Origin of the sequence: Pedobacter westerhofensis, from assembly GCF_900182595.1 — a bacterium.
GTDB lineage: Bacteria > Bacteroidota > Bacteroidia > Sphingobacteriales > Sphingobacteriaceae > Pedobacter > Pedobacter westerhofensis.
In genome coordinates this window covers 389,076-413,901 of the sequence record NZ_FXTN01000002.1, presented here as the reverse complement: position 1 = coordinate 413,901, position 24,826 = coordinate 389,076, and the positions used below count along the sequence as shown (strand labels likewise).

Genomic DNA, 24,826 nt, shown 5'->3' with positions numbered 1-24,826 from the left:
TCATATCTGGTTAGTTCATTTACCATAACAAATATGGGCTTCAAATGTTCAGTAAATTTTAAGCTCACAACATCTAATTGTTAACTGATTTGGAAGCCGATAAGCTATATCAATTTAGCTTTATCCATTTTTGGATTTAAAGCGTTTAGGCTTTAATTACTGAGCGTTCCTATTCTTTATTTCTGAGTTGAACAATTTGTTCCAGTGCCTGTACATCAATCTGATCTTTGGGACGATTCCCAATTTTCTTATTTTCAGGCTTTCCAGAATTTTAGAATCTCTTCGTCAAAGATATCCACTGATCATTTAATACTTAAAGGTTTGTGGGTAATAGATGCCTTGCTCATAGTCTGCTGAAATTTGTATAAACGGGTAGCCATTTCAAAGCGCTCTTTGTTGCTGCGTTTTAAACCTTCTTTCAGAAGTTCTAATTCCGCCTGATCAAATGTATGTTTTGTTTTCTCCAACATGAATTGATCTTTTTGACTATATTCAAAAATACGAAAAATGGTTGTTGGTGACAAACCGAAGTTTGAGGCGAAAAGAATGGAATCAAAAACGGCCTCTAAACATATAGAAGCCGTTTTTGAAGATGTACACCCAATAGGATTCGAACCTATGACCTACGGTTTAGAAAACCGTTGCTCTATCCAGCTGAGCTATGGATGCGTGTTTCCCTGTTAGGAGCGCCAAAGATAGGATTTATGTGCAATATCAGCAAATCTATTTTTAAATATTCTGCTCATCAAGCCTCTTTGAAACTCATTATTTTCTTATCCGGGTTCATTTCTGCATAATCTAAAACCATATTCAAAATATAATCATTTGATGGATAAGGCACTATGCAGGATCTCATGCTTTCCATATCTGCAATGTCAGTATGAAAAGAAATGTAGCCCATACCATAAAACTTGCCCTCCTCAACCCATAAACAGCTTTGTTCGTCTTCGTTTCTGCCCGTGTCAATCAGCGCAAAGGAAGGAAGAGTAGACTTTAAATGCGCAACGGCAGCTTTTACACGCGTATTGTAGCTGTAGGGATGTTCAAGTCCCTGACAGGCCCCATGGCAGTTTCCTGAATCCACAGCGGTACAGGAGGACCTGTTCTTCTGGATAAAACATAATTTTTCACAAAGCTCGTGTTCCGTAATCATCCCCCTTAACATGCTCTGCCCGGCAAGGATACTGTTAAAGGTAAAAAGCGCGTTCGTGTTCTTTTTATATTTATCAATGCCCAGCCGCATATAGCCTTTCTGGTCCTCAAAGGAATACAGGGCGTATTTTTGCTCGAAGCGCTTCAGCGCACGGTTATTTTCGGGCCAGTGTTTCTGAATTTCTGCCGCTTCAAGGATCAGGGCCATCAGTTCCGTACCACAGATCGTAAAATCGATCGTATGGATATTCTTCAGGAACTCCTGTCTTTGTTTTTTGATGCTGTTGCCTGAAAAGTGTGAACAAACTCGTTTTTTGATGTTTACAGCCTTTCCAATGTATATGATTTTGCCTTTATTGTCTTTAAAATAATATACGCCCGGATTTGAGGGCAGAGCGTCTATCGACGATTTTGGTAAGTTAGGGGGCAGTACCTGCTCTTTGGATGCTTTGTGTAATGATTGTGAGATTAGGTTCTCTGTATCGTTTTGAAGCAGCAGGCTTAGCAAGAGCGCTGTGGCAGCTGCATCTCCCCCAGCCCGGTGGCGGTGGTTCAGGGGGATGCCCAGGGCCTGGCACAGTTTTCCCAGGCTATAGGAAGCATGCCCGGGAATAATCTTCCTGCTCATCCGTACGGTGCAAAGTTTCTTCGAAACCAGGCTAAAGCCACATTGTGCAAGTTGATATCTCACAAATGAAAAATCAAAATTCACATTATGCGCAACAAAGACCTTATCATGCAGCAGTTCATAAATTCTTGGGGCAACATCTGCAAACAAAGGCGCACTGCTAACCATATCATTACTGATACCGGTTAAACTTTCTATGTAAAACGGGATGTCCTGCTCCGGATTGATCAGTGTTTCAAAAGAATCTACGACCTTTGAACCATCATGAACAAGGATGGATATTTCGGTAATCCCATTCCCGGAGGCAAAGCCACCAGTTGTTTCAATATCTACTACTGCGTATAACATTCATCAATTGATATTCCAATACAAATGTGCTAATAATTTTAGTAATAAAAATGAATATTAATTTTATTCTCTAATGGCATGTAAATGGTATAGATGAAAATGAAATGGGGATACATAATGTCTAAGAAAATATTAGCGGTAGATGATGATAACGACATCCTTGACGTTATTCGGATTATACTGGAAGATGAGGGTTACGAGGTGTATACACTGGCCAATGGAAAACACGTATTTGAATTTGTCGGTGAAAACTATCCGGATTTGATTCTGCTCGACGTAATGCTGGGCGGAATGGACGGCAGGGATATTTGCAGAGCCTTAAAAGAGCATGAAGAGTACAAAAAAATACCTGTCGTGATGATCTCAGCCAGTCACAATTTGAACAACCTGCTGCTGATGCCCGGTGCGCCGGATAACTTTCTTGCCAAACCATTCGATATCGACCGTTTAATTGACATGGTAAAGGCACAGCTGGCCGCTTAGGATCAACTGTACTAATTAGTGTATAAAATCGTACTAAATTCTATATAATGCAACCGCTCCCAAACCCGGGAGCTCAAGGTGCATATACATCAGGAATATTCTGATCCGATCCCGCATTGTGCGAGGGTATTTACCACACAACATTTCAAATAGTTACGCTAATGTTTCTGTTAAGTATTGCAACATGATCCGCACAGGGTTGCTGCACCCTTGCTGCACCCTTTTGGTGGTCCAAGGGTGCAGCAAGGGTGCAGCAACCCTGGCCCAGCAATGGCTCAGTATTATTGTTAAACTTAACTGTTAGATGTATTTCACCAATTAAATACAGAACTAAGCAACTATTTGCTTATATTTGACCTTATTTATCAAATTAAGACAAAAAAGATGAAAAAGATCAAAAAGAAAAAGGTTCCAGGGATCACCTGGCGAAAGGGAAATAATGTACGGTATTTTCTCAATGGAGAACTCGTAGAAAGGACTATCGGTATCACCATCAAAGAACCTACGCAACTCCAAAAAACAGGAAGGCAGGCAATGAAAGTTGTGGTAGGTTTACTAAAACCAGTAAAAGAGTTTATTGAAATCGGATTTAATCTGGAAAAAAAAGAACCCCATGATAATGCGCATAATCTGGCAAGATCAACAAATAAGCTGAATGCCATCAGGGGAGAGTATCCAAATGTACAGATAGATTTTGAAAAAGCCCTTTTCAGCAAAGGAATCCTGCCTGTAAACCCTGAAGCAAAAGTGCAGTTGGTAGAAAAAGGACTTGAATTTACCTGGGATCCTGCTTTCATGGAGGAGGGCATGTGGCCTAATGACCAGGCGATGATGCTTGCTTACTGTGATGAAAAAGAAAGCGCTTTCTTTGAGATCGCCGGAATGAGGAGATCAGAGGGCAAAGACTTCCTTGAAATCACTCCTTATCACCAGCCGGTAACTCTTGAAGTTTACCTGTCTTTTGTGGCGGCCGACCGCAAAAGCATATCCAACAGTGTTTATCTCGGTCAGGTGAAATATTAAACAGTTTATTAACTTAATTAAATTATTATGTCAAGATTAGAACCAGGCCAGTTAGGTGTATTTAGAGGAAGAACAGGCCGGACAGTAGTTTCCAAATGGAGAGGCATATGGACAGGAAGGAAGGCACCTACAAAAAGCTCCAAACCAGGGTCTCCGGAACAACAGGACCAACGGCTGAAGTTTGGAGAAGTAAACAAATTTCTTCGGTTATTTGCTAAGGAGATTGCTATAGGATGGCAATCAGATAAGCGGAATGAAACGGCGATGAATGAAGCAGTGCGCTATCATCTGGATAAAGCAGTGAAAGGCGAATATCCTGATTATCAGATCGACTATGAAAAGGTATTCATCAGCAGGGGACGCGGGAAAATTGATGGGGGTTTTCAGCCAGTCGCCAAAGCAGGCGCCGGCTTCTCAATAGATATTTCGTAGATTGTGAGTACCAAGACTTCAAGGATTACAAAGCCCACAGATAAACTGAAAGTTGTCCTGCTTGATGTAAGGTACCGGCCAGGCGAACTCAAAGCTATACATTGTAATGTAACAGCGCAAAGGAGTGATTTGAAAGCAAATGTTGCAGTACCAGAAATATGCAAGAAACACCCGCTGCATGTCTATATGTTTTTCTCGTCGAAGGATCAAAAATTAGCATCGAAAAGCGAGTACCTGGGAATATTAACTCCGGGGGAATAACAGCAAAATTTCAATCCCGGGAGATTAATTGTCTTCCGGGGCTACTAAATATGCAGTATTGCCTTTACAGCTGTTCCTTCTTTTTCATTGCCTGATCAACAGAATAAGGCCCAGATCCTGTTACCCAGAAAAGGATCAGTAACAACAGCACGATCAGGGAAAGCCAAAGCTCCGAATTGAGCATACTGAAACCTCTGGAGATATTCACAAAGAATACCGCAACCAATAGAATAGGAATCTGCATTACCGCAGCAAAACGGGTAAGCAAACCGATCGCAATCAGTATCCCTCCCACCAGGTGTACAAAGCCTGCGATATGGATCGCGACACTCGCCATCATCCCTGAAAAACCAAAAACGCTTTTTTCAAGTAATAACTCCTGTAAGGCCTGTGTATTGCTTACGATTGCAATTCCTTTACTAAAAATAAGTAATCCCAATCCGATGCGGACGATGTCCAGCGCTTTAGTGGTATGCAGATCGCCCCAGCGCTCAATTTTTTGAATAACAGTCATGATAATTCCTCCTGTTGATATATTGCTCTATTAAAGCTACAAACAAATTATAAGAATAACAACAGTAACCTGCTAATAATCAGAACCTACCAGACTTGAAGAATATTCCTTAATTTTAGAACTGAAACAATGATAAAATATCAAAGAAAACTAAGCAATGATACAGAAGCAATTTGCAGAAAATGTAATGGGAATTTTAGAGACAGACCTGTCGGTTGTTGGACTGGCAGCAGCAGGCTCATGGATCACCAATGAAATTGATGAATATTCTGATCTTGATTTAGTGCTGGTGACACGAAAAAAGATCACACAGGAACCTGCAAAAATGCTGGGGTATGCCCAACGTTTCGGCAAACTTTTGTCAGGATTCACAGGCGAACATGTAGCTGAGCCACGTCTGCTGATTTGCCTTTATGCTGATCCGCTGCTGCATGTTGACATCAAGTTTGTAACGCCCGATGAGTTCAGGTCAAGAATTGAAAACCCAGTAATTCTTCTTGATCGTAATCATGAACTGGCCACAATCATATCCCAAACCACGGCAGCATTTCCTTATCCCGGCTATCAATGGATAGAAGACCGTTTCTGGACATGGATACATTATACCCTGGTAAAAATACAGCGCGGAGAATATTTTGAAGCTGTTGAGGCCTTTGGATTTTTAAGATTACACATTTTTGGCCCGCTGTTACATATCAAAAACAACAATTTGCCGCGTGGGGTAAGAAAAGTTGAAATGCAGTTACCACCGGATGACATCAATGATTTAAAACTCATCTTGCCTGATTATGAACATTCATCGCTCATCAATGGCCTAAAAAATTGCATTGCACTTTACAGGAAATTGAGGACAGCACTTTATGACAAAAACGTTATTTTGAGAAACGAGGCGGAGAAAGAAGTTATGGCATATTTTGAAAATACAGGCAGCAACTAAAAGTTTAAGATGTAACTAATCCCTCTGATAGCAGTCTTACTATAAAAAAGCAAACAATGAATTTTATAGGCAATTTACTCTGGATTATCTTTGGCGGAATCTTTATCTTTTTCGAATACCTTATCGGTGGCTTTATTTTATGCCTCACCATTGTAGGTATCCCATTTGGTCTTCAGTGTTTTAAATTCGCCTTTGTAGGTCTTGCCCCATTTGGGGTCAGGATTACGGACACCTCCTCCAATACAGGCTGTCTGTCAACTATCATGAACATCATCTGGCTATTTTGCGGCGGCATCTGGATTGCACTTACTCATTTGTTTTTCGGGCTGCTGCTCTGTCTTACAATTGTGGGAATTCCTTTTGGGAGGCAGCACTTTAAGCTGATGAATCTTGCTTTCTCACCTTTCGGCAAGTCGTTGAGTTAAATCAGTTAATTTTTTGATAAAGATTGTTTACGTTTACAGTACTCAACCTAATTTCAGGCAATAATGTTCAATAAATTACTACCTCTATATGGAATAGATCCTGCTGACTGTGAAGTAAAGGCATTTGGTGACGGACTGATTAATCATACCTGGAGCGTGATCTGCGGATCAAAACGTTATATCCTTCAGCAGGTAAACCAGTTTGTGTTTAGAAAACCTTTTGATATTGATCAGAATCTCTCCCTGCTGAAAGATTATCTTGACAGGGAGTACCCGGACTACGTTTTTGTAGCCCCGGTAAAGGATTTATCTGGAAATTCCATGATCCAAAATGATGATGGGTATTTCAGAATGTTTCTTTTTGTGGAGGATTCACATTCTTTTAATGTAGTAACGCAGCAGGAAGAAGCTTTTGAGGCTGCAAAGCAATTTGGAAGATTCAGCAGATTGCTGCAGGGTTTTGATGTGCAGCAGTTACGTGCTACCCTGCCTGATTTTCACAACCTGAGCCTCCGTTATCAGCAATTCCTGTATGCCTGTGAACATGCCCCGGTTGAAAGGAAGGAAAAATCTGCAGAGCTGATTACGTACATCATCCAAAACAGGGACATCGTTGAAACCTTTGAACGGATTATTGACGGAAACGAGATTCCGCTCAGAGTAATCCATCATGATACAAAAATCAGCAATGTGCTTTTCGATCAGCAAAACAAGGGTATTTGCGTGATTGACCTGGATACAGTAATGCCCGGCTTCTTTATCAGTGATGTGGGTGATATGATCCGTACCTATGTTTGTCCTGTAAGTGAAGAAGAAACAGATTTGACCAAAATCAATATCAGGAAAGATTTCTTTAAGGCAATTTATGATGGATATATGGCGGAAATGGGAACTACATTAACCGCAACAGAAAAGTTATATTTTATTTATGCCGGCAAATTCCTGATCTACATGCAGGCACTGCGTTTTATAGCTGATTACCTGCAAAATGATATCTACTATGGTTCCAAATATGAAGGACATAATTTTTACAGGGCAGAAAACCAGCTTCTCTTACTTAAAATGTATCTGGAAGCCGAAGAACAGCTGGAAGCGCTGATCGGGAAATAAATTGAGCATCGGCCCTGAACCACAAATGATCAGCAACCTCTGCCCTGCATTTCTATCTAGTTGCTCAGCAACTGGTGCTTCTGTGTATCAGCCTTTAAATATACTTTCCTTGCGCATACATTGCACTGGTAACGTTTAACGTCCATCCATACAAATACATTTTTCACAAAGAAACCTCTTTTCACTCTTGTGTTTAACAATCCTTTTTCACAGTGCGGGCAATTGGTATACGCCTTTGAAACATTTATCCAATTTTTAAACTCGTTTTCCATAATATAATTCTTGATTTACGACGTTAATTTTTAAGGGAATCACTGGTGAATTTCTGCCAATACCAGTATCTATATGTATGTTTTTACAAGAATGCTGCCGTTATTTTTTTTACTGTAGAATACGCCTGGCGATCAGCCTAAACCTAAATATCGTGTGATGAATGTGTTGGCATGACGGTACGTTACATTCTGCAGCTATTCGATCAGCGATCATCATTTCAGGCTTACCACAACAGTATTAGCTACTTATGGTTTGATTATTATTTATTTATCACATTAATGTTACAAAAATGGTGTAGTCATTGCCCCGGCTAAGTGGGCAAACTTATTGAGTAATTTAATACACACGCGTAGATAAAAATTCCCGCTCATAAGAAAATTACGTAACAAGTTTTATTCCTTATGAATAGCGCAAATTAAGACAGAGTTGCGATCTAAAAAACAAGTGCATTAAGGATCTCAACAAAACCATAAGCCAGGAAAAAGCCCTCAAACGCTCAGTTTACAGTACAGTAATTTGATTGGGTCAACAGCCCCAAAAATCATTTTGCATTGATATCAAGACTGTTGATGGGTAAATTAATTTAGAATTACACCCATTAATTCATTGGCGGCGAACTGAGGGGATTTCTGTCTGCCGAAGATCCCACCATTAATCTATATGTGGGCATAAGGGCCAATATCAGCAGTTTACTCGGAAGCCCTTAGTAAGTTAGTGTCAGCCCTCCGCCCCAGCCCATGTCGCTGTCATAATGGGTAGAGAGCGCAAAGTACTTGGTTAAGATGTATTTAAGCCCCGCAGCATATTCTTTATCCGTATTAGCCATAAAGTTTGCACGTATGCGTTTTGCAACCGGGATATCTTCCCTGCTGAGTTGAAACCTGTACTTTCCATCGCCGTCGATTCTCGCATCTGCAACCACCAGCATTGGCAAGGTATAGGCAAATCCGGCAACCACCGTTTTGCGGTTATTTTTGTTGCTGTGCTGCCCAAACAGATTGTTTTCTGTTTCATCCGTTTTGCGGTAGTGATAATCAAAACCTGCATAAGGCATCAACCACTGCATCTCCCCGATATACTTTCCAACCATCGTTTCACTTTCATAACCTTTACTGCTGCTGGTGCCCAAATGCCATAGGGTATTGATCTTCCAGCGTGTGTTTGCAAGTGCTGCCGTACCATCGGAACCATTGCTTTCCAAACCTGCAGTGGCTGTGGCATGGAACTTACGGTCGTCTTTATATATCTGGCGCAGGGCATATGCGGGATCAGGTACTTCGGGATTGGGCGGGGAGTTCTCATATTCGAAGATCCTTCCCATCCCGCTCATCATATGATATAGTATGTGACAATGAAAAAACCAGTCGCCACTCTCAGTAGCGGCAAATTCAATGGTATCTGTTTCCATAGGCATGATATCCATTGTGTTTTTTAAGGGCGAATAGTCGCCATTACCGTTTAATACCCTGAAGAAATGGCCGTGCAGGTGCATCGGATGACGCATCATTGTTTTATTGGTCAGTATAATGCGGATATTTTCTCCTTTTTTGATCAGGATCTTATCTGCTTCGGAAACTGTCTTGTTATTAATAGACCATACATAGCGGTTCATGTTGCCGGTCAGTTCAAAGTTCAGGACTTTTACAGGGCCATTGGGAAGGACAGTTGCAGAGGGAGACTTCAGCATGTCATAATTCAGCGTTGTGATATCACCTTCAGGAACTTTTCCACTGGCATCACCGGTAATTTCAGGGTACATCACATTGTTCATATCCATCTGCTGGTTAGCCATCTTCATCCCTTCCATCATCTTCATCTTTCCCCCGGCCGTCATCATGTTGTTCATCATTTTCATTCCCTCAAAATATTTGAGCCCGGGCAATACAGGAGCATTGGTTTTTATCCCCTTCCCCAGCCACAGCGAAGCAGATTTGCTGCGGTCTTCAGATGTAGCCCTGAATTCAAAATTTCCGTCGCGCGGAATGGTAACGATCAGGTCGTACGTTTCTGCCACGGCGATGATCAGTCTGTCTACCTCTACAGGCACCACGTCCATTCCATCGTTTGCCACTACCGTAATCCTTCCTCCGCCATAGGTGAGCCAGAAATAGGTAGAAGCACCGCCGTTCACAATTCTTAGCCGCACTTTATCGCCGGCTTTGTACTCCGGCTGCTCCACAACAGGCTTGCCGTTAATCAGGAACTTGTCATACGCCACATCGCTCACATCCATTGCGGCCATACGTTTCCATTCATTATTCAGCTTGGTACCAAAATGCCCCTGAGCAATAGCTTCGGCATAGCTCTGCACCGAGTTTTTCCGGATGGCAAACCAGTCAGATCCATTGTGTAAACTACGGTCAATTTCCATGGCATCCATATCCGCCCAGTCGCTCAGCACCATGGTAAACTCTTTTGCCACTGTGGGTTTCTTTTTGTGTATAATAAAAGCGCCGTAAAGCCCCATTTGCTCCTGCATCGTGGTATGCGAGTGGTACCAGTATGTACCATTCTGTACCAGTGGAAATTTAAAAACATGTGTTTCTCCTGCTTTGATTGGCTGGGTAGTGAGATAAGAAACGCCGTCATACCGGTTAGGCAGGATCAGTCCGTGCCAGTGCACCGAGGTTTCTTCTTTTAAGGTATTGCGGACATATATTTCGGCGGTATCTCCCTCTGTAAACTCTAGTACAGGCCCGGGTATAGTACCATTTATAGCCATTGCCATGCGCATCTTACCGGTGTAATTTACCATTTTATGCCCTATCGTCAGATCATACCTGACGGTTTTGGGTTTCGTAGACTGCAGCCCCTGGGCATTGCTGATCAGCACATTTAAGATTAACAGAATGGCAGGAATAAACTTCATATTAGTAAAACTCATGGTGTGGACGCCGGATCAAATAACAATAGCAAAGATAAAGCAGTTCAGACGGGCACAGTTATACAATAACGGTTGATTTTTACATAATATCTACTGCAGCAATACGCTGCCTATTCAAGATCTGAATCTTTAATCCTGGCACCATAATTTCCTTTGGCAATATGTTCGGCCAGGTTACTGATGGTCCTGATATTTCTCTCCGTGGTCTCTTCTTTACGTTCCAGCAATTCCTGAAGCCTTTCATTATCGGCCAGGTTAGTTTTCATCCTGCGATAAAATGCATAGGTAACTACAACTGCTACCAATGACGCCAGAAGGATCAGTATTGGCGTGAAAACAGCAAACATATCCATTTTGGATGTTCTGACCGCCAGCAGCTTATTTTCCCTTTGTTCCATTACCAGGATTTGTTTCCTGATCTGGTCCATGATGGACTTGCCAGACAAAAGCTCGCGCTCAGTTACAGTTATGCCTCTTCTCCTGTTGGCTATCGTAGTGTTGATAAAGACGTATTTCTTTTCCAGCAGATCATATAAATGCGGGAAATCCTTTTGCTGGGTTTCGTTATCCGCAGTGAGCAATTGTGCATGATCGGTAAACTGAAGTACATCTTCCTTTGACCCGGAATAGGGCTCCAGAAAAACGGGATCGCCGGTAAGCAGGTAACCGCGCTGACCAGTTTCGGCATCTTTCAGCCTGGAAATGATGTTATCGAGGTCCTGTATCACCTTAAAGGTATGATCTACCCAATGGTCACTTTCCAATAATTTACGGATACTAATGTACGATGCGGCCGAACTAATGATTAAAGCGGCTAATGAAATGCCTAGACCCAGGCGAATGTTTCTTTTAAAAGTATTGACCATATTGAATGAAACTCAAATATTATATTGAATATTTCACAAATATAGAATAGATTTCAATCTTTAAATCAAAAAACCCGGCTGATACGTATCAGCCGGGTTTTCTGTAATAGCTTGCTATTCGCGAAACTAAAGTATTTTATTTAGCAGTGTTTTTCTTTTCAGTTACTTCAGTACGAATGTCCTGAGCAAGTGTTTTCAAATCTTGCATTGCTTTACGTACTCTGGTTCCAGCTGCGCCGTTACCTGAATTGTAAAACTTGTCTGCATCAGCCTCAACTCCGGCAATTAGTTCTTTTAATTTTGCGAATTTTTCCATGATATTTTGTTAATTAAATTTGATTTATGGGCTTAAAGGTAATAATTATTGGTTTTCTTCCAAATCATTAACGCAGGATTATGAGGTTTTCTTATCTCCCCAAGTATATTTAAAACCATTTGAGGGCGGGTTTGTTAGATAACAGACGTATAAAACTAACAAACACCATGGAAAACCACAAGGAAGATCAAAAAGACAAAGCCCCTGATAATGAGGGATATGATGTAAATAATCCACAGAATCTTACGCAACCGCAGTTCAATAGTACAAGTACGCACAGAGAGGGTGCAAAAGTACCTGCTGTGGAAAACTTAAATCAAAATAACGATGAAAATAATCTCAAAAAGGAGAAGGAGAGCAACAATTCAGAGACTAAAGAGCCTGTAAATGATGATTCCCTAAACGGTACGGGTTCTCAAACCGACCTTGGCGATGGCCAGAGGGACGAGGATGAAGCCGATAACGAAAGAATCATCAGGAGGTAAGTCTCAACCCAATCACCAGGCACCTGCAGGAATATAGCGGTACAGTTGCTATATTCCTACAGGCGAAGGCTGACTGGACATCAGGTTGATCCTTGTCCTGTTAAGATAAGGAAACAGCGCAATCACCAGGATGATCATCACCAGGATAATACTGATAAAAAGATAATAGTCCATCATTGTCCGGAGGGCGGCCTGAGTATCAATTGCACGACTTAATAATCCCCTGGCAATTTTAGCAGAAGATTCCGGCGCTACTCCCTTTGCCGAGATTGCCTTTGCATAAGCACTGAGCCTTTCTCCGGCGATTCCGTCAACCCCACTCAACTGATCCTGAAACCTGTTGATATGGATTGTCTTGTGCTTTAGCTGAAAGTAATTCACCGTGGCAATACTGCCGCAGAAACCTGTAAACCTGAAAAACACCCCCATGGCAGAAGCTGATCCTGCCAGTGCAGGCGGAACTGATGAGATCATAAAGATGATAATTGGTGCCATCAGCATCCCCTGTCCCATGCCCTGAATGATCAGAGGAATGATAAAAGTAGATGAATCTACCTGGGTGCTGAACAAAAACCACATCCAAACATGAAAAACCAGCAGCAGAAAAAAGCCATACATCCAGATTAAACGCATTGGGCGCCTCAGAATGATCAGACGGGAAGAGATCAGCACGCTTAATGCAATCCCGCCAATATTTGCAACCATCAGGTAACCAATATGCCTCGGGTCCATTCCAAGTGCAGATGCGAAATACTGCGATGTCATTCCCAATGCGCCACGCACAATATACAGTGCAACGATCATGAATACGCCAACATTAAAGTTCCGCGATTTGAACACCGCCATATTGAGATAGGGACGTTTAAGATGAAGCTGACGAAAGATCAGCAGCACCATCAGCGCCACACAGGCAAGCGCATTCCAGATGATCCTCTGGTCCTGAAACCAGTAATACTGTTCGCCATAAAGGAGGATATAGCCCAGACTGCAAAGCAGGCAGGAATAAATGAAAAAACTATAGAAGTCCAGCTGATACAGCGGCACTTTTTTGCTCAGCCGTATATTGTTCATGATGATCAGCAACATTACCGTACCGGGCATGTATGCGTAAATGATAAACTTATACAATACATTGAAATCCCAAGCATCAAGAATTGGTGCTGTAATGATAGTAGATAAGGGTGTGATACATAAAAGCAGTCCGTAAAAAACAGAATACCCGATTTCCCTTGCCCTCTCATTATGCAGGCTTCCAAATATCAGTGTGATACAGATGCTGGTAGACATGCAGTTGGCCATCCCCTGTATAAACCTGAATGCAAATAATACCGGCAAACTCTGGGTATGAAAACACACGTATGAAGTAGCCACCTGCAGCACAGTACAGATCAAAAAATATTCCCTGGTAGCGGTAAATACAAAGAACCTTCTTTCCAGTGCAAAAAATCCGGCAACAGCAGCATAAAATGCAATCATAGAATATTGTACATCTGCCGGCTCTATACCATAATATCCCGCCGCACCAGGCGCGCTCGCGGTGGAAAGCCCAAACAGCAGCAAGCCGGGAACAATCACGATGAACATCGTAATTCTGATCAGCCATGCAGGCACCCAGGATTTAAACATTGGTAATACCGAACTCATCTAATCTTTTTTTATACTGATATTGGCATTCATTCCTGCGCGCAACTGCGCCAGTGTTTCCGGGCTTTCGGTCAGCTTTACCTTTACAGGGATACGCTGTACGATCTTCACAAAGTTACCTGTAGAATTATCCGGCGGCAGCAGTGAGAAGCGCGCACCGGTTGCCGGCGACAGGGATACTATTGTGCCTTTAAACTTGTGGTCGGGAAATGCATCTGCCGTAACCTCGGCGATACCGCCAATATGCATATGTGAAATTTGCGTCTCTTTAAAGTTGGCGATCACCCACTTGCCCGCATCCTGGTCTACAATGTAAGCCAGTGTTTGTCCTGCCTGGATCAACTGTCCCTGCTGGATCGTTCTTCTTCCCATTTTGCCATTATAAGGCGCACGGATCACAGTATATCCCACATCCAGTTTGCTTCTGTTCAACAGGGCCTGGCGGCGTTTGATCTCCGCCTGGTAAACCCCTTTCTGGGCTTTGATATCATTTACTTTAGACAGGGCAGCCTGATAGTTCTCCTGTGCAGAGCGGAATTCAGAAGTAGCTACATCCAGTGCAGCCCGGCTGTTCTCCAGCTGCTGCTGCGTGGCAGATTCTACTTTAAACAGTTTGGAGTAGCGGTCGTAATCCTGCTGCGCCCTGGTGAGCTTTGCCTGTACAGATGCAATTTGCGACTGGCTGGCCTGCGAAATTCTCGCCGTGGTTTCTACATTGCTTTCCAGTACACCTATCTGCGCCTGGGCATTAGACAAGGCAGCTTCTCCTTCTTCCTGCTGCAACTGGTACTCACTGTTATCAATGATCAGCAAAGTATCGCCTTTCTTCACTTCCTGATTTTCCTCGTATTTAATCTCTCTGATAAAACCGGTTACACGGGAGGTTACCGGATTGATATATTCTTCTACCTGGGCATCGTTGGTATCCTCATATTTATAGAGTTCAGAAAGCGTGATGCCTCCCCAGACAGCCAGCGCCAGTGCGATCAGACCGGCAATCCATGCGGTGATTTTTGTAATTAAATGATCTGTCTGCGTATATTTAGTGTTCGTTTCCATTTTAGAGGTTTCCTATGGCTTTCTGTAATTGATAATATTGTAATTGTGCTGCGATCTTCGCTGCAGCATAGTCGAAACGGGTTTGCAGTAACTGCGTATCCGCATCCAGCAGATCAGTAATCAGTGAGAGCTGATTAAAGTAAGTATTGTTTACGATCCTGAGGTTCTCAGTTGCCTGGCTGATATTTTCTTTGGCTACATCAATCCTGGTGAGTGCCTCTTTGTATCTCAGATAAGCTTCATTCACTTCCTGCCTGATTTTATCTTCAGTATCAGCGTGTTCTACCTCCTGCTGCATATACTGTATTTCTGCGGCTTTAACTTTATGCCTGTTATGATAAAGGGCCGAGATCGGAACACTGGCCTTGATACCATTAAAACCCAGTCCGTACAGCCCTATCGAATAGGGAAAGATCAGGATCTGCGGATAGCTGTAATTGTAATTACTGTAAAGCCCCAGTTTGATTGCTCCATTGGCCTTTACACTCTTAATATTTAGTTTGCTCAGTTGTGTTTCCTTTTCGGAGATTTTATATGCCGGTGAATTAGCGATGGCATCCTCCAGATAGGCAGGATAAGTTTTCAGTACGGGGAGATCAGTATTATCATCTTCTTCAGGTTCAATCACGGTTTTATCCGGTAAGCCTGTAAGGATGTTCAGTTTCTGATTGGCAATCAAAATATCGTTGTCCAGCTGCAGCAGCGACATTTTCTGTCTGGAAAGTTTCAGCGTTCCCCTCAGCACATCACTTTTGAGTACCACTCCATTTTTAAGGAGCTGCTGGATCTCCGCCAGCTGTTTCTCCTGCGTGCTGATATCTTTCAGCAGCAAAACTTTAAAAATGCGGCTTCTCTGCAAATCGAGATAGTAGGCTGTAGCCCTTAGTTTGATTTCTTCCGTCGTAAGATTTTTCTGTTCAACAGCAATTTCATTTTCCTTCTTCTCCTTCGCGATGCTGGTATTTACTTTTCCACCGTTATATAAATTTAAATAGGCCTCTGCCCCAAAGCTGTAAACAGTATGTGTTGGCAGCTCATACTGGTCGGGCGTATGAAACAAGCCGTTGGTGTAGATCGGCAGGTTGGTGATCTTTGAGTATTCGCCTTCTGCAGAAATTTCCGGAAGGCGCTCTGCTTTGGCATCTTTGATCCCCTCCACGCTGCGAAGTACCTTTAGGTCCTGCATCTTCAGGGATTTACTGTTTGCGGCTACTTTCGACCAGATTTCGGGGAGAGAAAGGTGTATATTGTCAGCCTCCTGGGCATTCGCGCTGTTTAGCAGGAAGATGGCAAGACAGGTGAGAACGAAATTTTTATTACTGTGGTACATGATATTAAAATGTTACACAAAATTACAGCTATGTTTAACCTGTAATTTTACATATATTACCAAATATTTGTCCATTCCAGCCAATGCAAAAAACAGAGATAGCAAGCTACCTTGATGCCATAGAACTGAAGCCTAAAAGTGTGTATGTAGTTCATGAAAAACTGGAACGCAGTCTGCCTTTGCACTCACATTCAAAAAGTCAGCTTACATATGTAGATGGCGGTATTGCCTATATTTTCATTGGCGAAAAAACCTATTTTATTCCGGCCAGGCATTACATCTGGATCCCCCGGGGCCTGCCTCACTATGTCAAAGTAAGGACTTCTGCTACGATTACGAGGAACTTATACTTTTATACTGAAGACGACCATACCAATACTTTTTATTCAAAATTCGGGATATACCCCGTAAACAACCTGTTGTTTGAGATGATCGGCTTTACCAATAAATGGAGCGGGTATATTGAAAAAAAGGACGAAGGTTATAATTTCATGGCAGCCATCAAAAATATTCTGCCTCAGATGAGTATTAAGTCGTTCCCCATTGCACTGCCTACTACAACCAATACCAAACTGAGACCAATTGTGTTGTACATGGCCCAAAACTTCGGGCAGCAGATTACGCTGGACAACATTGCTACGCGGTTTGGTATGGGCGAGCGGACATTATCCCGCCTGTTCCAGTCTACCATGAACATCTCCTTTTTGCAGTACCTGAAACTGCTGAGAATTGTAAGGGCAATCGAAATGATCCTGCAGGACGACTACACAACAACAGAAATTGCCTACCTGACCGGCTATAACAGCCTGGCTGCTTTCAGCAAGGCATTCTTTCAGGTTACCAACATCAGGCCTTCAGATTTTAATAAACAAAACCGGCAATAAAAAAGCAGCCCTTTTGAGGCTGCTGATGCTATATTTTGTTTGTAACCGCCGATATACACGGCTAATATGATCTGGTATGGTATCCCTGTTATAGTCTTTTCAGGTAAAAATCTGTAGGAAGATCTACAATTAAAGGAACTTTCTCTACCGCTACAAAGCTTAAGTCCAGTCCGAATCCTTTTTCTTCAGGTACACTGAAAGTTTTGAGCACTCCGTAATAAATCATCGTTACACGTTCAATAAAGCGCAGGCTGTTAGAAGTAGACAGTACTTTCTCTATCACAACAAACCTGAAATCGCCGGCTATCTTGTGTTCTTTCAGAGAAGTATACTTACTGGTAATATCGATCTCACCATTTTTCACCAACTCTTCAACAACCTTTCTGAAAAGCACATTTACGCGTTGCTCAACACGGAAACCAAGTTTAAAGTCGATCCTGATCAGTTTTTTATCGATCAGCTGCTGTACCCTGTATTCCATTGTAAATGGTTCGTCTGTTACATCCACATGGAGCAACCAGTATACATCAGCCCTTTTGGGATGTTTCTGGATCATCGAATACATAATCGAAGATTCGATTTCAGAGTTAAAATTGGCACTGGTAAGGTAAACCAACTGCGAAGCATATTTTGGTATCGATTCATCCTCAGAAATTTTGCTGATGATCGGGTAAAACTTCTCAATGTCTACAAAACGCATATAGCGGTTCCTGATTCTCCTGCCATTAGACCAGGCCCACATGATCGAGAACAATAAAATACCCAGGATCAGTGTAAACCATCCGCCATGCAGTATTTTCGCTGCATTACCTGCCAGGAACGTAAGTTCAATTACCCCGTAGATAGTCAGGAAAATCACAATTGCGTACATAGGCACCTTTTTGCGCATCAGGAAGATAGATACTAAAATGGTGGTCATCAGCATGGCTACCGTGATAGACAAACCATATGCCGCCTCCATATGCTCGGATTTCTGGAAGATCAGAACCACCAGGATACATCCTATAAATAATACCCAGTTCATTGAAGGCACGTATAACTGGCCTTTGGAATTACTTGGATAGTTGATTTTAACTTTGGGCCATAAGTTTAAACGTACAGCTTCAGAAATCAGCGTGAACGATCCTGAGATCAGCGCCTGGCTCGCTACTGCTGCTGCTACTGTTGCAATGAGGATCCCGTAGATCAGGAACCATTCCGGCATAATGTGAAAGAAAGGGTTGATATCACCAAGATGCTTGCCCTGCAGCTGAAGCAGCCATACGCCCTGTCCCATATAGTTTAAGATCAGGCATAGTTTAACATAAACCCAGCTGACACGGATATTGGAACGCCCGCAGTGGCCAAGATCCGAATACAGGGCCTCGGCCCCGGTAGTACAAAGGAAAACTGCTCCGATGATCAGGAATGCCTCGGGATTGGTCGTCAGGATGTGATAGGCATAATACGGATTAACCGCTTTTAGTATTTCAGGAAAATGCGCCACATACACGCCGCCCAGCACTGCGATCATGGTAAACCACAACCACATGATTGGGCCGAATGCTTTCCCAATAAATGAGGTACCAAATTGCTGGATACCAAAAAGAAAAGTAATGATCAGGATAACGATTGGCACGGTAGGAAGATCATGATAAATGATACCGAGGCCTTCAATAGCCGACGAAACAGTTACGGCGGGTGTCATGATACCATCTGCAAGCAGGGCTGCTCCGCCAATCATTGCCGGAATAATCAGCCATTTGGCTCTTCGTTTAACCAGGGAATAGAGCGAAAAAATCCCGCCCTCTCCTTTGTTGTCCGCCTGGAGCGTGATGATCACATACTTAATGGTTGTCTGAAGGGTTAACGTCCAGATGATGCAGGATAAGCCTCCCAGGATAAGATCTGAGGTAATTGGCCTGTCGCCAATGATCGCCTTAAATACGTAAAGTGGAGAAGTACCGATATCTCCGTAAATGATCCCTAAGCTTATTAATAAACCAGCTGCTGTTAGTTTATTGACATCTTTGTGATTTCCCATTATTTTATTTTAAAATTAAGTGGCGCAAATGTAGGTAATTGTTAAGTCATTGAGATGCACTATTTTCCTTATTTTTTTTATATAAATACAATCCATATAAACTAGTTGTGTTTTTTATTTTGAGCGCTGTAATATTTTGCAAAAAATCTGCTAAATCCTTTTATTCAAATATTAAATCTGTGTTAACAGCCTGCTTTCATTAACAAAATGATAATTAAACATTACTAACTTGTTAAGTTATCTTTGCCGGGTGCCGATACCTGTTTTTATTATACATGAATTGCTGATGCGTATTCATGAGCTTGATCCTTCCGTTGGTTCCTACCAATCCCATACTTTCAATACCTCAGGAACTGTGATTGTTACCTCTGCCAGAAAGATCCGGATCCGGAAAGCCATCCTCAACAGGCAATTTAAAGATCCAGAACTGGTTTTTGAATCAGACCTGCTTCAGATAATCTCATCCTGACTTTATGATGGGTTAATATGCTTCTTTTATTTTTACCTCTATCTAAAAGAACGATCATGAACTCAGTATTTAGCTTCTTCAGCCCCAGAGATAAAAAGTTTCAGCCACTATTTGAGCGCGACATCAGAAACCTTGTAGAAATATCAGAAAGCCTTGTTAAAACCGTCTCAGAAGAAAACCCGGAACTGCGGAACAAACATTTCAAGGAAACCGAACGCCTGGAGCAGGCAGGAGATGATATATCGCATACGATTTTCCTGGAGCTGAGCAAGAACTTTATTACGCCCTTCGACCGTGAAGACATCCACGCACTGGTGAGTGCAATAGACGACATTGCCGATTATATCTACGCCACATCTCTGAATATCGAACTGTACAGGATCAATAGCTTTAGCAAAGAGATCGTTGAACTTAGCGCACTGATCTGCAACATGTGCAGACATTTGGAAACCGCAATTTTAGAGCTCCGTAACCTTAAGAATATCAAAATAATTGCCGATATTTGTATTACAATAAACAAAGGAGAGAGCGAGGCAGATTCTCTATGCAACACTGCCATTGCGCACCTGTTTGAATCCGAAACAGACGCCATCGAGCTCATCAAACAAAAGGAGATCCTCCAGAGCCTTGAAATGGCCACAGATAAATGTGACGATGTTGCTAATGTGCTGGAATCGATCCTGATAAAAAACGCGTAAACCAAGATGCTGTCAGAAAAGAAGAGTATACCAACCAAGCCGCTATTTAAATTAAACCAGCCAGACGACAACTACAAATTTCAACCGCTGCCCAGTCCACTGGGAAAATACCCCTACCGCCTTAAAGCCGGCATTCAAACCCAGGACCCCAATAAGATGATCTTCCAGGTTGCCGGTGATACCGGAGGACTAAAATCGCCGGCCTTCCAGCGCCTCATTGCCGAACAGATGGGCAAACAATATCTGCATCCCGAAAATCCCGGCGAGAAGCCCTCATTTCTTTACCATGTAGGGGATATTGTTTATCATTTCGGCGAAGCTGATCAGTACGAAAAGCAATTCTTTACTCCCTATAAAGATTACCCGATGCCCATATTTGCCATTCCCGGAAATCACGACAGTGATGTAAACCCGCTCAACCCTGTCCCTTACAAAAGCCTTGAACCGTTCAGCAGTGTGTTTTGCGGTGCCTCCCCACGCCCCGTTCCATTTGGCACAGATACATCACGCAAAAGCGGAATGCAGCCCAATGTATACTGGACGCTTCAAACTCCGGTAGCCAACATCATTGGCCTGGCCACAAACGTACCTAAATATGGCGTTGTTACCGAAGAACAAAGGCTGTGGTTTATAGAGGAACTCAAACACGCTGCTGCAGAACACCAGGAAAAAGCAATCATCATCGCCCTGCACCATGCCCCTTATTCAGCAGATTTTAACCATAGTTCCAGTCTGCCGATGATCACCTTCCTTGAAAATGCCTTTGATGAAGCAGGTGTTTATCCAGACCTGGTCATGAGCGGACATGTACATAATTACCAGCGCTTCAGTAAAAGCTACGGAGGAGGTAAAACTACTCCTTACATCGTTTGCGGTGCCGGCGGATTTGATGAACTGCACTGGCTGGCCGAAGCTGATGATGTACTGTACACCAGTAAAAGCGACATTTTTGATACAGTGAAACTGGAAAACTTCTGCACCATGCAGCATGGATTTCTGAACATCGAAATTACAAAAACCGAAGAAGGGCATCAGATCGGCGGAAAGTATTATGCTATTCCGCATGAAGGCCTGCAACCGGGCGAGGATGCATATCTGTACGATGAGTTTGTGTATTTTTGCAACCATGAAAACGAGCAGGCTGTTCAGTAGAGATACCTTACAAAATACAAAAAAAGAAAATTTAACCTTCAGGGAGCGGATTGCCGCGCTGAGCAACCTGCCTTTATTTTTAAAAATGGTATGGCGTACCAGTCCGGCAATGACGCTGGGCAACATGCTGCTGCGTATTGCCAGATCTGCCACACCGCTGGCCATGCTCTATGTGGGTAAACTGATTATCGACAATGTGGTGCTGCTAAGCAAAACCCCGCAGCATCAAAACCTTACGCTGCTCTGGGAACTTGTAGCGCTGGAATTTGGCCTGGCGATCGTTTCTGATCTGCTTAACAGGCTGATTACACTGATCGACAGCCTGCTGGGTGATCTTTTCTCCAAACATACGTCTATAAGGATACTGGAACATGCAGCAACGCTTGATCTGGACCAGTTTGAAGATTCTGCTTTTTACGACAAGCTCGAAAGGGCCCGTCAGCAAACTGTTGGCCGTACGATCCTGCTCTCACAGGTGATGAGCCAGGTACAGGACATGATCACCATCATATTTCTTGCAGCGGGCCTTGTGGTTTTTAATCCCTGGCTGATCCTGCTGTTATTTATCGCTATCCTGCCTTCCTTCTTGGGGGAATCCCATTTTAACGACCGCAGTTACGCGCTCACCAGAATGCAGACACCAGAAAAAAGGGAGCTCGACTACCTGCGTTTCCTGGGCGCCAGTGATGAAACTGCCAAAGAGCTGAAGATATTTGACCTATCGGGATTTGTTATAGAGCGCTTTTCTATGTTGTCCGACCGGTTTTACGCGGCAAATAAAAAGTTATCCATCCAGCGTTCTGCCTGGGGCACCGCCTTTGCCCTGCTGGGCACGGCCGGATATTATGGTGCATATATTATGATCATCCTGGATACTGTTTCAGGAAAAGCAACCATTGGAGAACTTACTTTTCTTGCAGCATCTTTCAGACAGCTCCGTTCGCTGCTGGAGGTAATCCTGAACCGCTTTACGGCAGTATCACAGGGCGCAATTTACCTGCGGGATTTCTTCGAGTTTTTCGATATTCAGCCCAGGATTACCACAGCGCTGAAGCCGCTGCCCTTCCCCAGGCCAATCCAATCAGGTTTTACATTTGAAGATGTGGGCTTTCAGTACCTCAACTCAGAGCGATGGGCCAACAGGCATTTGAATTTTACCCTGATGCCGGGCGAAAAACTGGCATTGGTAGGTGAAAACGGCGCCGGTAAAACAACGCTGGTGAAATTGCTTGCGCGTTTATATGATCCTACCGAAGGGCGTATATTACTGGATGGAGTAGATCTCAAAGCGTATGACCTGGCCGACCTGCGGATGAACATGGGAATTATTTTTCAGGATTATATCCGCTACCAGATGAGCTTCTCACAAAATATCGCGGTGGGCAACATTAAAGAAAAAGAGAACAAAGCCCTGATCGCCTCATCCGCACACCAGAGCATGGCCGATCTGCTGGCGGCCAAACTTCCGGACCAGTATGAACAGATGCTGGGCAAACGTTTTGCACAGGGCGTAGAATTGTCTGGTGGTGAATGGCAAAAGATTGCACTGGCAAGGGCATATATGAAAGATGCGCAGCTTCTGATCCTAGATGAGCCTACAGCAGCATTGGATGCCCGGGCAGAATATGAAGTTTTTGAGCGCTTCTCAGAGTTGACCAAAGGCAAGTCGGCAGTACTCATCTCCCATCGTTTTTCTACCGTAAGGATGGCAGACAGGATCCTGGTGCTGGAAAAGGGAGAACTTGCAGAAATTGGCAGCCACGAAGAACTGTTGCTGAAGAAGGGAAAATATGCCGATCTGTTTAACCTGCAGGCCATGGGCTACCGCTAATGCCATCGCAGGCACAGTGCCTGCTGGAATTACTCGTATCTGAGCGGGGTCCAGTGGACCAGGTTACCCGTAAAATCTTCGTTGAAATACATCAGGAAATCGGCTACTGTGGGGAAGCCATCATTCCTCACCATCTTCGCCAGAGCGGGCTTGTCCAGCAGCTGATAATCGATAAATACAGCAGGCCCAAAGGGGTTCACCAGTCGTGAATAGTCGATATGAATACGTTGTACCGACTGGCATTTCAATGTTGGGGCAAACTGGAATTCCTCAATCGTATTTAAATTGACTACCAGCTGGATATCCATTCCCGGCACCCATTGATTATCCGGGTCCCTGCGGATAGTGTGTATCTTTGGTTCAAAGAATTCTGTAAACTTATCGCCGTCCCAGCTTTTACCAAATTTGGCAATATAGCGCCCCAGGTAATTAAAATAGGATTCTTCAAGATCCCCGGGGCCGTTCAGCAGTCCTTTCCATATCTTTTCCAGAAAGTAATTAGGCTGATCTTTAATCTGCGTACCAAATGATAATTTCATATCTATCTGTGTTCAGAATAATTTTGTGATGCGGCAGCAGCAGCTAACAAGCTCATTTCCTCAGTAGTCAGTAAGGGAAGATCCAGGCTCAGCGCTATATCTTCCAGCTGCGCCAGTGTCCTTACACCAATTACAGCACTCGCTACAGCTGGATGCTGTAACACAAACCGGATGGCCGTTTGGGCTGCGCTGCCTGTACCCTTTACTTGATTTATAGCGCCCGCAGCATGCGCAACCTCTTCTGCAGACCAGCCAAGATAAGGTTTTGCAGGTTTATTTACCAGCAAGCCCTGTGCTACGCCACCGCGGCTTAAGACACTGATACCGTGCTGCTCCAGTAAATCAAAACATTCTTCCTCTGCTCTTCTGTCCAGCAGGCTATACTGCATCATCACACTTACGATGCCGGATTTTTGCACATATTCCCTGATCACATTGGGGCGGATGGATGAAATTCCATAAAATCTGATTTTACCCTGTTGTTTCAGGATTTCAAAAGCTTCAATCGTTTCGTCAATCGGATCATCCTTGGTGCCGCCATGCAGCTGGTAAAGGTCGATATAATCGGTTTGCAAACGCTTCAGGCTTTCATCAGCGGCTGCAAGAATATGCTTCTTTGAAGGGTTCCAGTCCCATCCGCTGCCATCTGCCCTCCATTGATTGCCCGCCTTGCTGGCAATCACAACCTTGTTGCGCTGCGAACGGAGCAAACTGCCTATCTTTTTCTCGTTGTCGCCTTTTTCGTATAAATCGGCCGTATCAAAAAAATTGACGCCCAGTTCAAGTGCACGATGAACGATCTGCTCATTTTCTTTTGAACTTCCGGTCAGAGACATACAGCCGAAGCTGACCCTGCTGACCTTCAGATCAGATTTTCCTATAATTGAATACTGCATTTGATGTCACTCATTAAAAGGCTTAACTGCAATTTATATTATTAAGAGTAGCTAATGAAATAAATTTGAAAAATGTCCCCTTCGGGCATTTTGCTGAGCCCCCTGTACAAATTCTTTAATCCTGTGATTCCGGTAAAGAGCTGCCGGGCCGTAATGACATTTTA

The 24,826-nt window shown here is 43.3% G+C and carries 25 protein-coding genes and 1 tRNA gene; 12 read left to right on the top strand and 14 right to left on the bottom strand.

The annotated features are described in order from the left end of the window. Window positions 1–302 precede the first annotated feature (302 nt). The 3 genes from FN831_RS04540 to FN831_RS04530 all read right to left on the bottom strand — a co-directional run bounded on the left by FN831_RS04540 (window position 303) and on the right by FN831_RS04530 (window position 2,128). Window positions 303–524, bottom strand: a complete 222-nt coding sequence (locus tag FN831_RS04540) for a hypothetical protein (RefSeq protein ID WP_142527022.1) — start codon at window positions 522–524, stop codon at window positions 303–305. A gap of 71 nt (window positions 525–595) precedes the next feature. Further along, window positions 596–669 (bottom strand) — tRNA-Arg (locus FN831_RS04535). A 76-nt stretch (window positions 670–745) separates the two neighbouring features. Next, window positions 746–2,128, bottom strand: coding sequence for an exonuclease domain-containing protein (locus FN831_RS04530; protein ID WP_142527021.1), 1,383 nt, complete (start codon window positions 2,126–2,128; stop codon window positions 746–748). 117 nt (window positions 2,129–2,245) lie between these two features. Between FN831_RS04530 and FN831_RS04525 the strand changes: the two genes are divergently transcribed. From FN831_RS04525 to FN831_RS04515, 3 genes are all read left to right on the top strand, one after another. Next, the gene (locus FN831_RS04525; RefSeq protein ID WP_142527020.1) at window positions 2,246–2,611 is read left to right on the top strand and encodes a response regulator transcription factor; all 366 of its coding nucleotides are present in this window, start codon (window positions 2,246–2,248) and stop codon (window positions 2,609–2,611) included. Between the two features lie 384 nt (window positions 2,612–2,995). After that, window positions 2,996–3,634 (top strand): DUF6266 family protein, encoded by a 639-nt coding sequence (locus FN831_RS04520; protein WP_142527019.1) that lies wholly within the window; start codon window positions 2,996–2,998, stop codon window positions 3,632–3,634. A gap of 27 nt (window positions 3,635–3,661) precedes the next feature. Next, complete coding sequence (locus FN831_RS04515) at window positions 3,662–4,066, top strand: DUF6266 family protein (protein ID WP_142527018.1); 405 nt, start codon at window positions 3,662–3,664, stop codon at window positions 4,064–4,066. 325 nt (window positions 4,067–4,391) lie between these two features. Here the strand turns inward: FN831_RS04515 and FN831_RS04510 are convergent, their stop codons facing one another. Continuing rightward, window positions 4,392–4,841 (bottom strand): DoxX family protein, encoded by a 450-nt coding sequence (locus FN831_RS04510; RefSeq protein WP_142527017.1) that lies wholly within the window; start codon window positions 4,839–4,841, stop codon window positions 4,392–4,394. A 157-nt stretch (window positions 4,842–4,998) separates the two neighbouring features. On the opposite strand from FN831_RS04510, the gene FN831_RS04505 reads away from it, so the two are divergent. The 3 genes from FN831_RS04505 (at window position 4,999) to FN831_RS04495 (ending at window position 7,313) form a co-directional block, all read left to right on the top strand. After that, complete coding sequence (locus tag FN831_RS04505; RefSeq protein WP_142527016.1) at window positions 4,999–5,778, top strand: nucleotidyltransferase domain-containing protein; 780 nt, start codon at window positions 4,999–5,001, stop codon at window positions 5,776–5,778. A gap of 56 nt (window positions 5,779–5,834) precedes the next feature. Next, entirely contained in the window at window positions 5,835–6,203 is a 369-nt protein-coding gene (locus FN831_RS04500) for a YccF domain-containing protein (RefSeq protein WP_142527015.1), read from the top strand. A gap of 63 nt (window positions 6,204–6,266) precedes the next feature. Continuing rightward, window positions 6,267–7,313, top strand: a complete 1,047-nt coding sequence (locus FN831_RS04495) for a phosphotransferase enzyme family protein (protein WP_142527014.1) — start codon at window positions 6,267–6,269, stop codon at window positions 7,311–7,313. Between the two features lie 56 nt (window positions 7,314–7,369). Here the strand turns inward: FN831_RS04495 and FN831_RS04490 are convergent, their stop codons facing one another. From FN831_RS04490 to FN831_RS04475, 4 genes are all read right to left on the bottom strand, one after another. Then, window positions 7,370–7,585 (bottom strand): hypothetical protein, encoded by a 216-nt coding sequence (locus tag FN831_RS04490; RefSeq protein ID WP_142527013.1) that lies wholly within the window; start codon window positions 7,583–7,585, stop codon window positions 7,370–7,372. A 704-nt stretch (window positions 7,586–8,289) separates the two neighbouring features. After that, window positions 8,290–10,470, bottom strand: coding sequence for a multicopper oxidase domain-containing protein (locus FN831_RS04485; protein ID WP_221931265.1), 2,181 nt, complete (start codon window positions 10,468–10,470; stop codon window positions 8,290–8,292). 110 nt (window positions 10,471–10,580) lie between these two features. Next, the gene (locus tag FN831_RS04480) at window positions 10,581–11,336 is read right to left on the bottom strand and encodes a CHASE3 domain-containing protein (protein ID WP_142527012.1); all 756 of its coding nucleotides are present in this window, start codon (window positions 11,334–11,336) and stop codon (window positions 10,581–10,583) included. Window positions 11,337–11,472: 136 nt separating this feature from the next. Continuing rightward, window positions 11,473–11,652, bottom strand: coding sequence for a histone H1 (locus FN831_RS04475; protein ID WP_142527011.1), 180 nt, complete (start codon window positions 11,650–11,652; stop codon window positions 11,473–11,475). A 167-nt stretch (window positions 11,653–11,819) separates the two neighbouring features. Here FN831_RS04475 and FN831_RS04470 point away from each other — a divergent pair, with 167 nt between their 5' ends. Next, window positions 11,820–12,137, top strand: coding sequence for a hypothetical protein (locus tag FN831_RS04470; RefSeq protein ID WP_142527010.1), 318 nt, complete (start codon window positions 11,820–11,822; stop codon window positions 12,135–12,137). Between the two features lie 48 nt (window positions 12,138–12,185). Here FN831_RS04470 and FN831_RS04465 read toward each other — a convergent pair whose 3' ends face one another. From FN831_RS04465 to FN831_RS04455, 3 genes are read right to left on the bottom strand one after another with little or no spacing between them, the layout of a single operon-like run. Next, on the bottom strand, window positions 12,186–13,781 hold the full coding sequence (locus FN831_RS04465) for an MFS transporter (protein WP_142527009.1): 1,596 nt from the start codon (window positions 13,779–13,781) through the stop codon (window positions 12,186–12,188). Further along, a complete protein-coding gene (locus tag FN831_RS04460; RefSeq protein ID WP_142527008.1) occupies window positions 13,782–14,840 on the bottom strand; it encodes an HlyD family secretion protein in 1,059 nt (352 codons plus the stop codon). It lies immediately after the preceding gene. Between the two features lies 1 nt (window position 14,841). Further along, window positions 14,842–16,170 (bottom strand): TolC family protein, encoded by a 1,329-nt coding sequence (locus FN831_RS04455; protein ID WP_142527007.1) that lies wholly within the window; start codon window positions 16,168–16,170, stop codon window positions 14,842–14,844. An 83-nt stretch (window positions 16,171–16,253) separates the two neighbouring features. On the opposite strand from FN831_RS04455, the gene FN831_RS04450 reads away from it, so the two are divergent. Continuing rightward, window positions 16,254–17,054 carry a helix-turn-helix domain-containing protein gene (locus FN831_RS04450; RefSeq protein ID WP_142527006.1) on the top strand — a complete coding sequence of 267 codons (801 nt, stop codon included), beginning with the start codon at window positions 16,254–16,256 and terminating at the stop codon, window positions 17,052–17,054. A gap of 88 nt (window positions 17,055–17,142) precedes the next feature. Here the strand turns inward: FN831_RS04450 and FN831_RS04445 are convergent, their stop codons facing one another. Then, on the bottom strand, window positions 17,143–19,077 hold the full coding sequence (locus FN831_RS04445; protein ID WP_142527005.1) for a KUP/HAK/KT family potassium transporter: 1,935 nt from the start codon (window positions 19,075–19,077) through the stop codon (window positions 17,143–17,145). Between the two features lie 229 nt (window positions 19,078–19,306). Here FN831_RS04445 and FN831_RS04440 point away from each other — a divergent pair, with 229 nt between their 5' ends. Genes FN831_RS04440 through FN831_RS04425 form a run of 4 tightly spaced genes read left to right on the top strand, consistent with a single transcriptional unit; the run spans window position 19,307 to window position 23,227 of the window. After that, the gene (locus FN831_RS04440) at window positions 19,307–19,546 is read left to right on the top strand and encodes a hypothetical protein (protein WP_142527004.1); all 240 of its coding nucleotides are present in this window, start codon (window positions 19,307–19,309) and stop codon (window positions 19,544–19,546) included. 56 nt (window positions 19,547–19,602) lie between these two features. Further along, on the top strand, window positions 19,603–20,244 hold the full coding sequence (locus tag FN831_RS04435; protein WP_142527003.1) for a DUF47 domain-containing protein: 642 nt from the start codon (window positions 19,603–19,605) through the stop codon (window positions 20,242–20,244). Between the two features lie 6 nt (window positions 20,245–20,250). Continuing rightward, the gene (locus FN831_RS04430; protein WP_142527002.1) at window positions 20,251–21,396 is read left to right on the top strand and encodes a metallophosphoesterase family protein; all 1,146 of its coding nucleotides are present in this window, start codon (window positions 20,251–20,253) and stop codon (window positions 21,394–21,396) included. Continuing rightward, the gene (locus FN831_RS04425; protein ID WP_221931264.1) at window positions 21,371–23,227 is read left to right on the top strand and encodes an ABC transporter ATP-binding protein; all 1,857 of its coding nucleotides are present in this window, start codon (window positions 21,371–21,373) and stop codon (window positions 23,225–23,227) included. The genes FN831_RS04430 and FN831_RS04425 overlap by 26 nt, the downstream gene beginning before the upstream one ends. A 29-nt stretch (window positions 23,228–23,256) precedes the next feature. Here FN831_RS04425 and FN831_RS04420 read toward each other — a convergent pair whose 3' ends face one another. Together FN831_RS04420 and FN831_RS04415 are read right to left on the bottom strand one after the other, a co-directional pair. Next, window positions 23,257–23,766, bottom strand: coding sequence for a hypothetical protein (locus FN831_RS04420; protein WP_142527001.1), 510 nt, complete (start codon window positions 23,764–23,766; stop codon window positions 23,257–23,259). A gap of 2 nt (window positions 23,767–23,768) precedes the next feature. After that, window positions 23,769–24,662: an aldo/keto reductase gene (locus FN831_RS04415; protein ID WP_142527000.1), complete on the bottom strand. Its 894-nt coding sequence runs from the start codon at window positions 24,660–24,662 to the stop codon at window positions 23,769–23,771. Window positions 24,663–24,826: the final 164 nt, after the last annotated feature.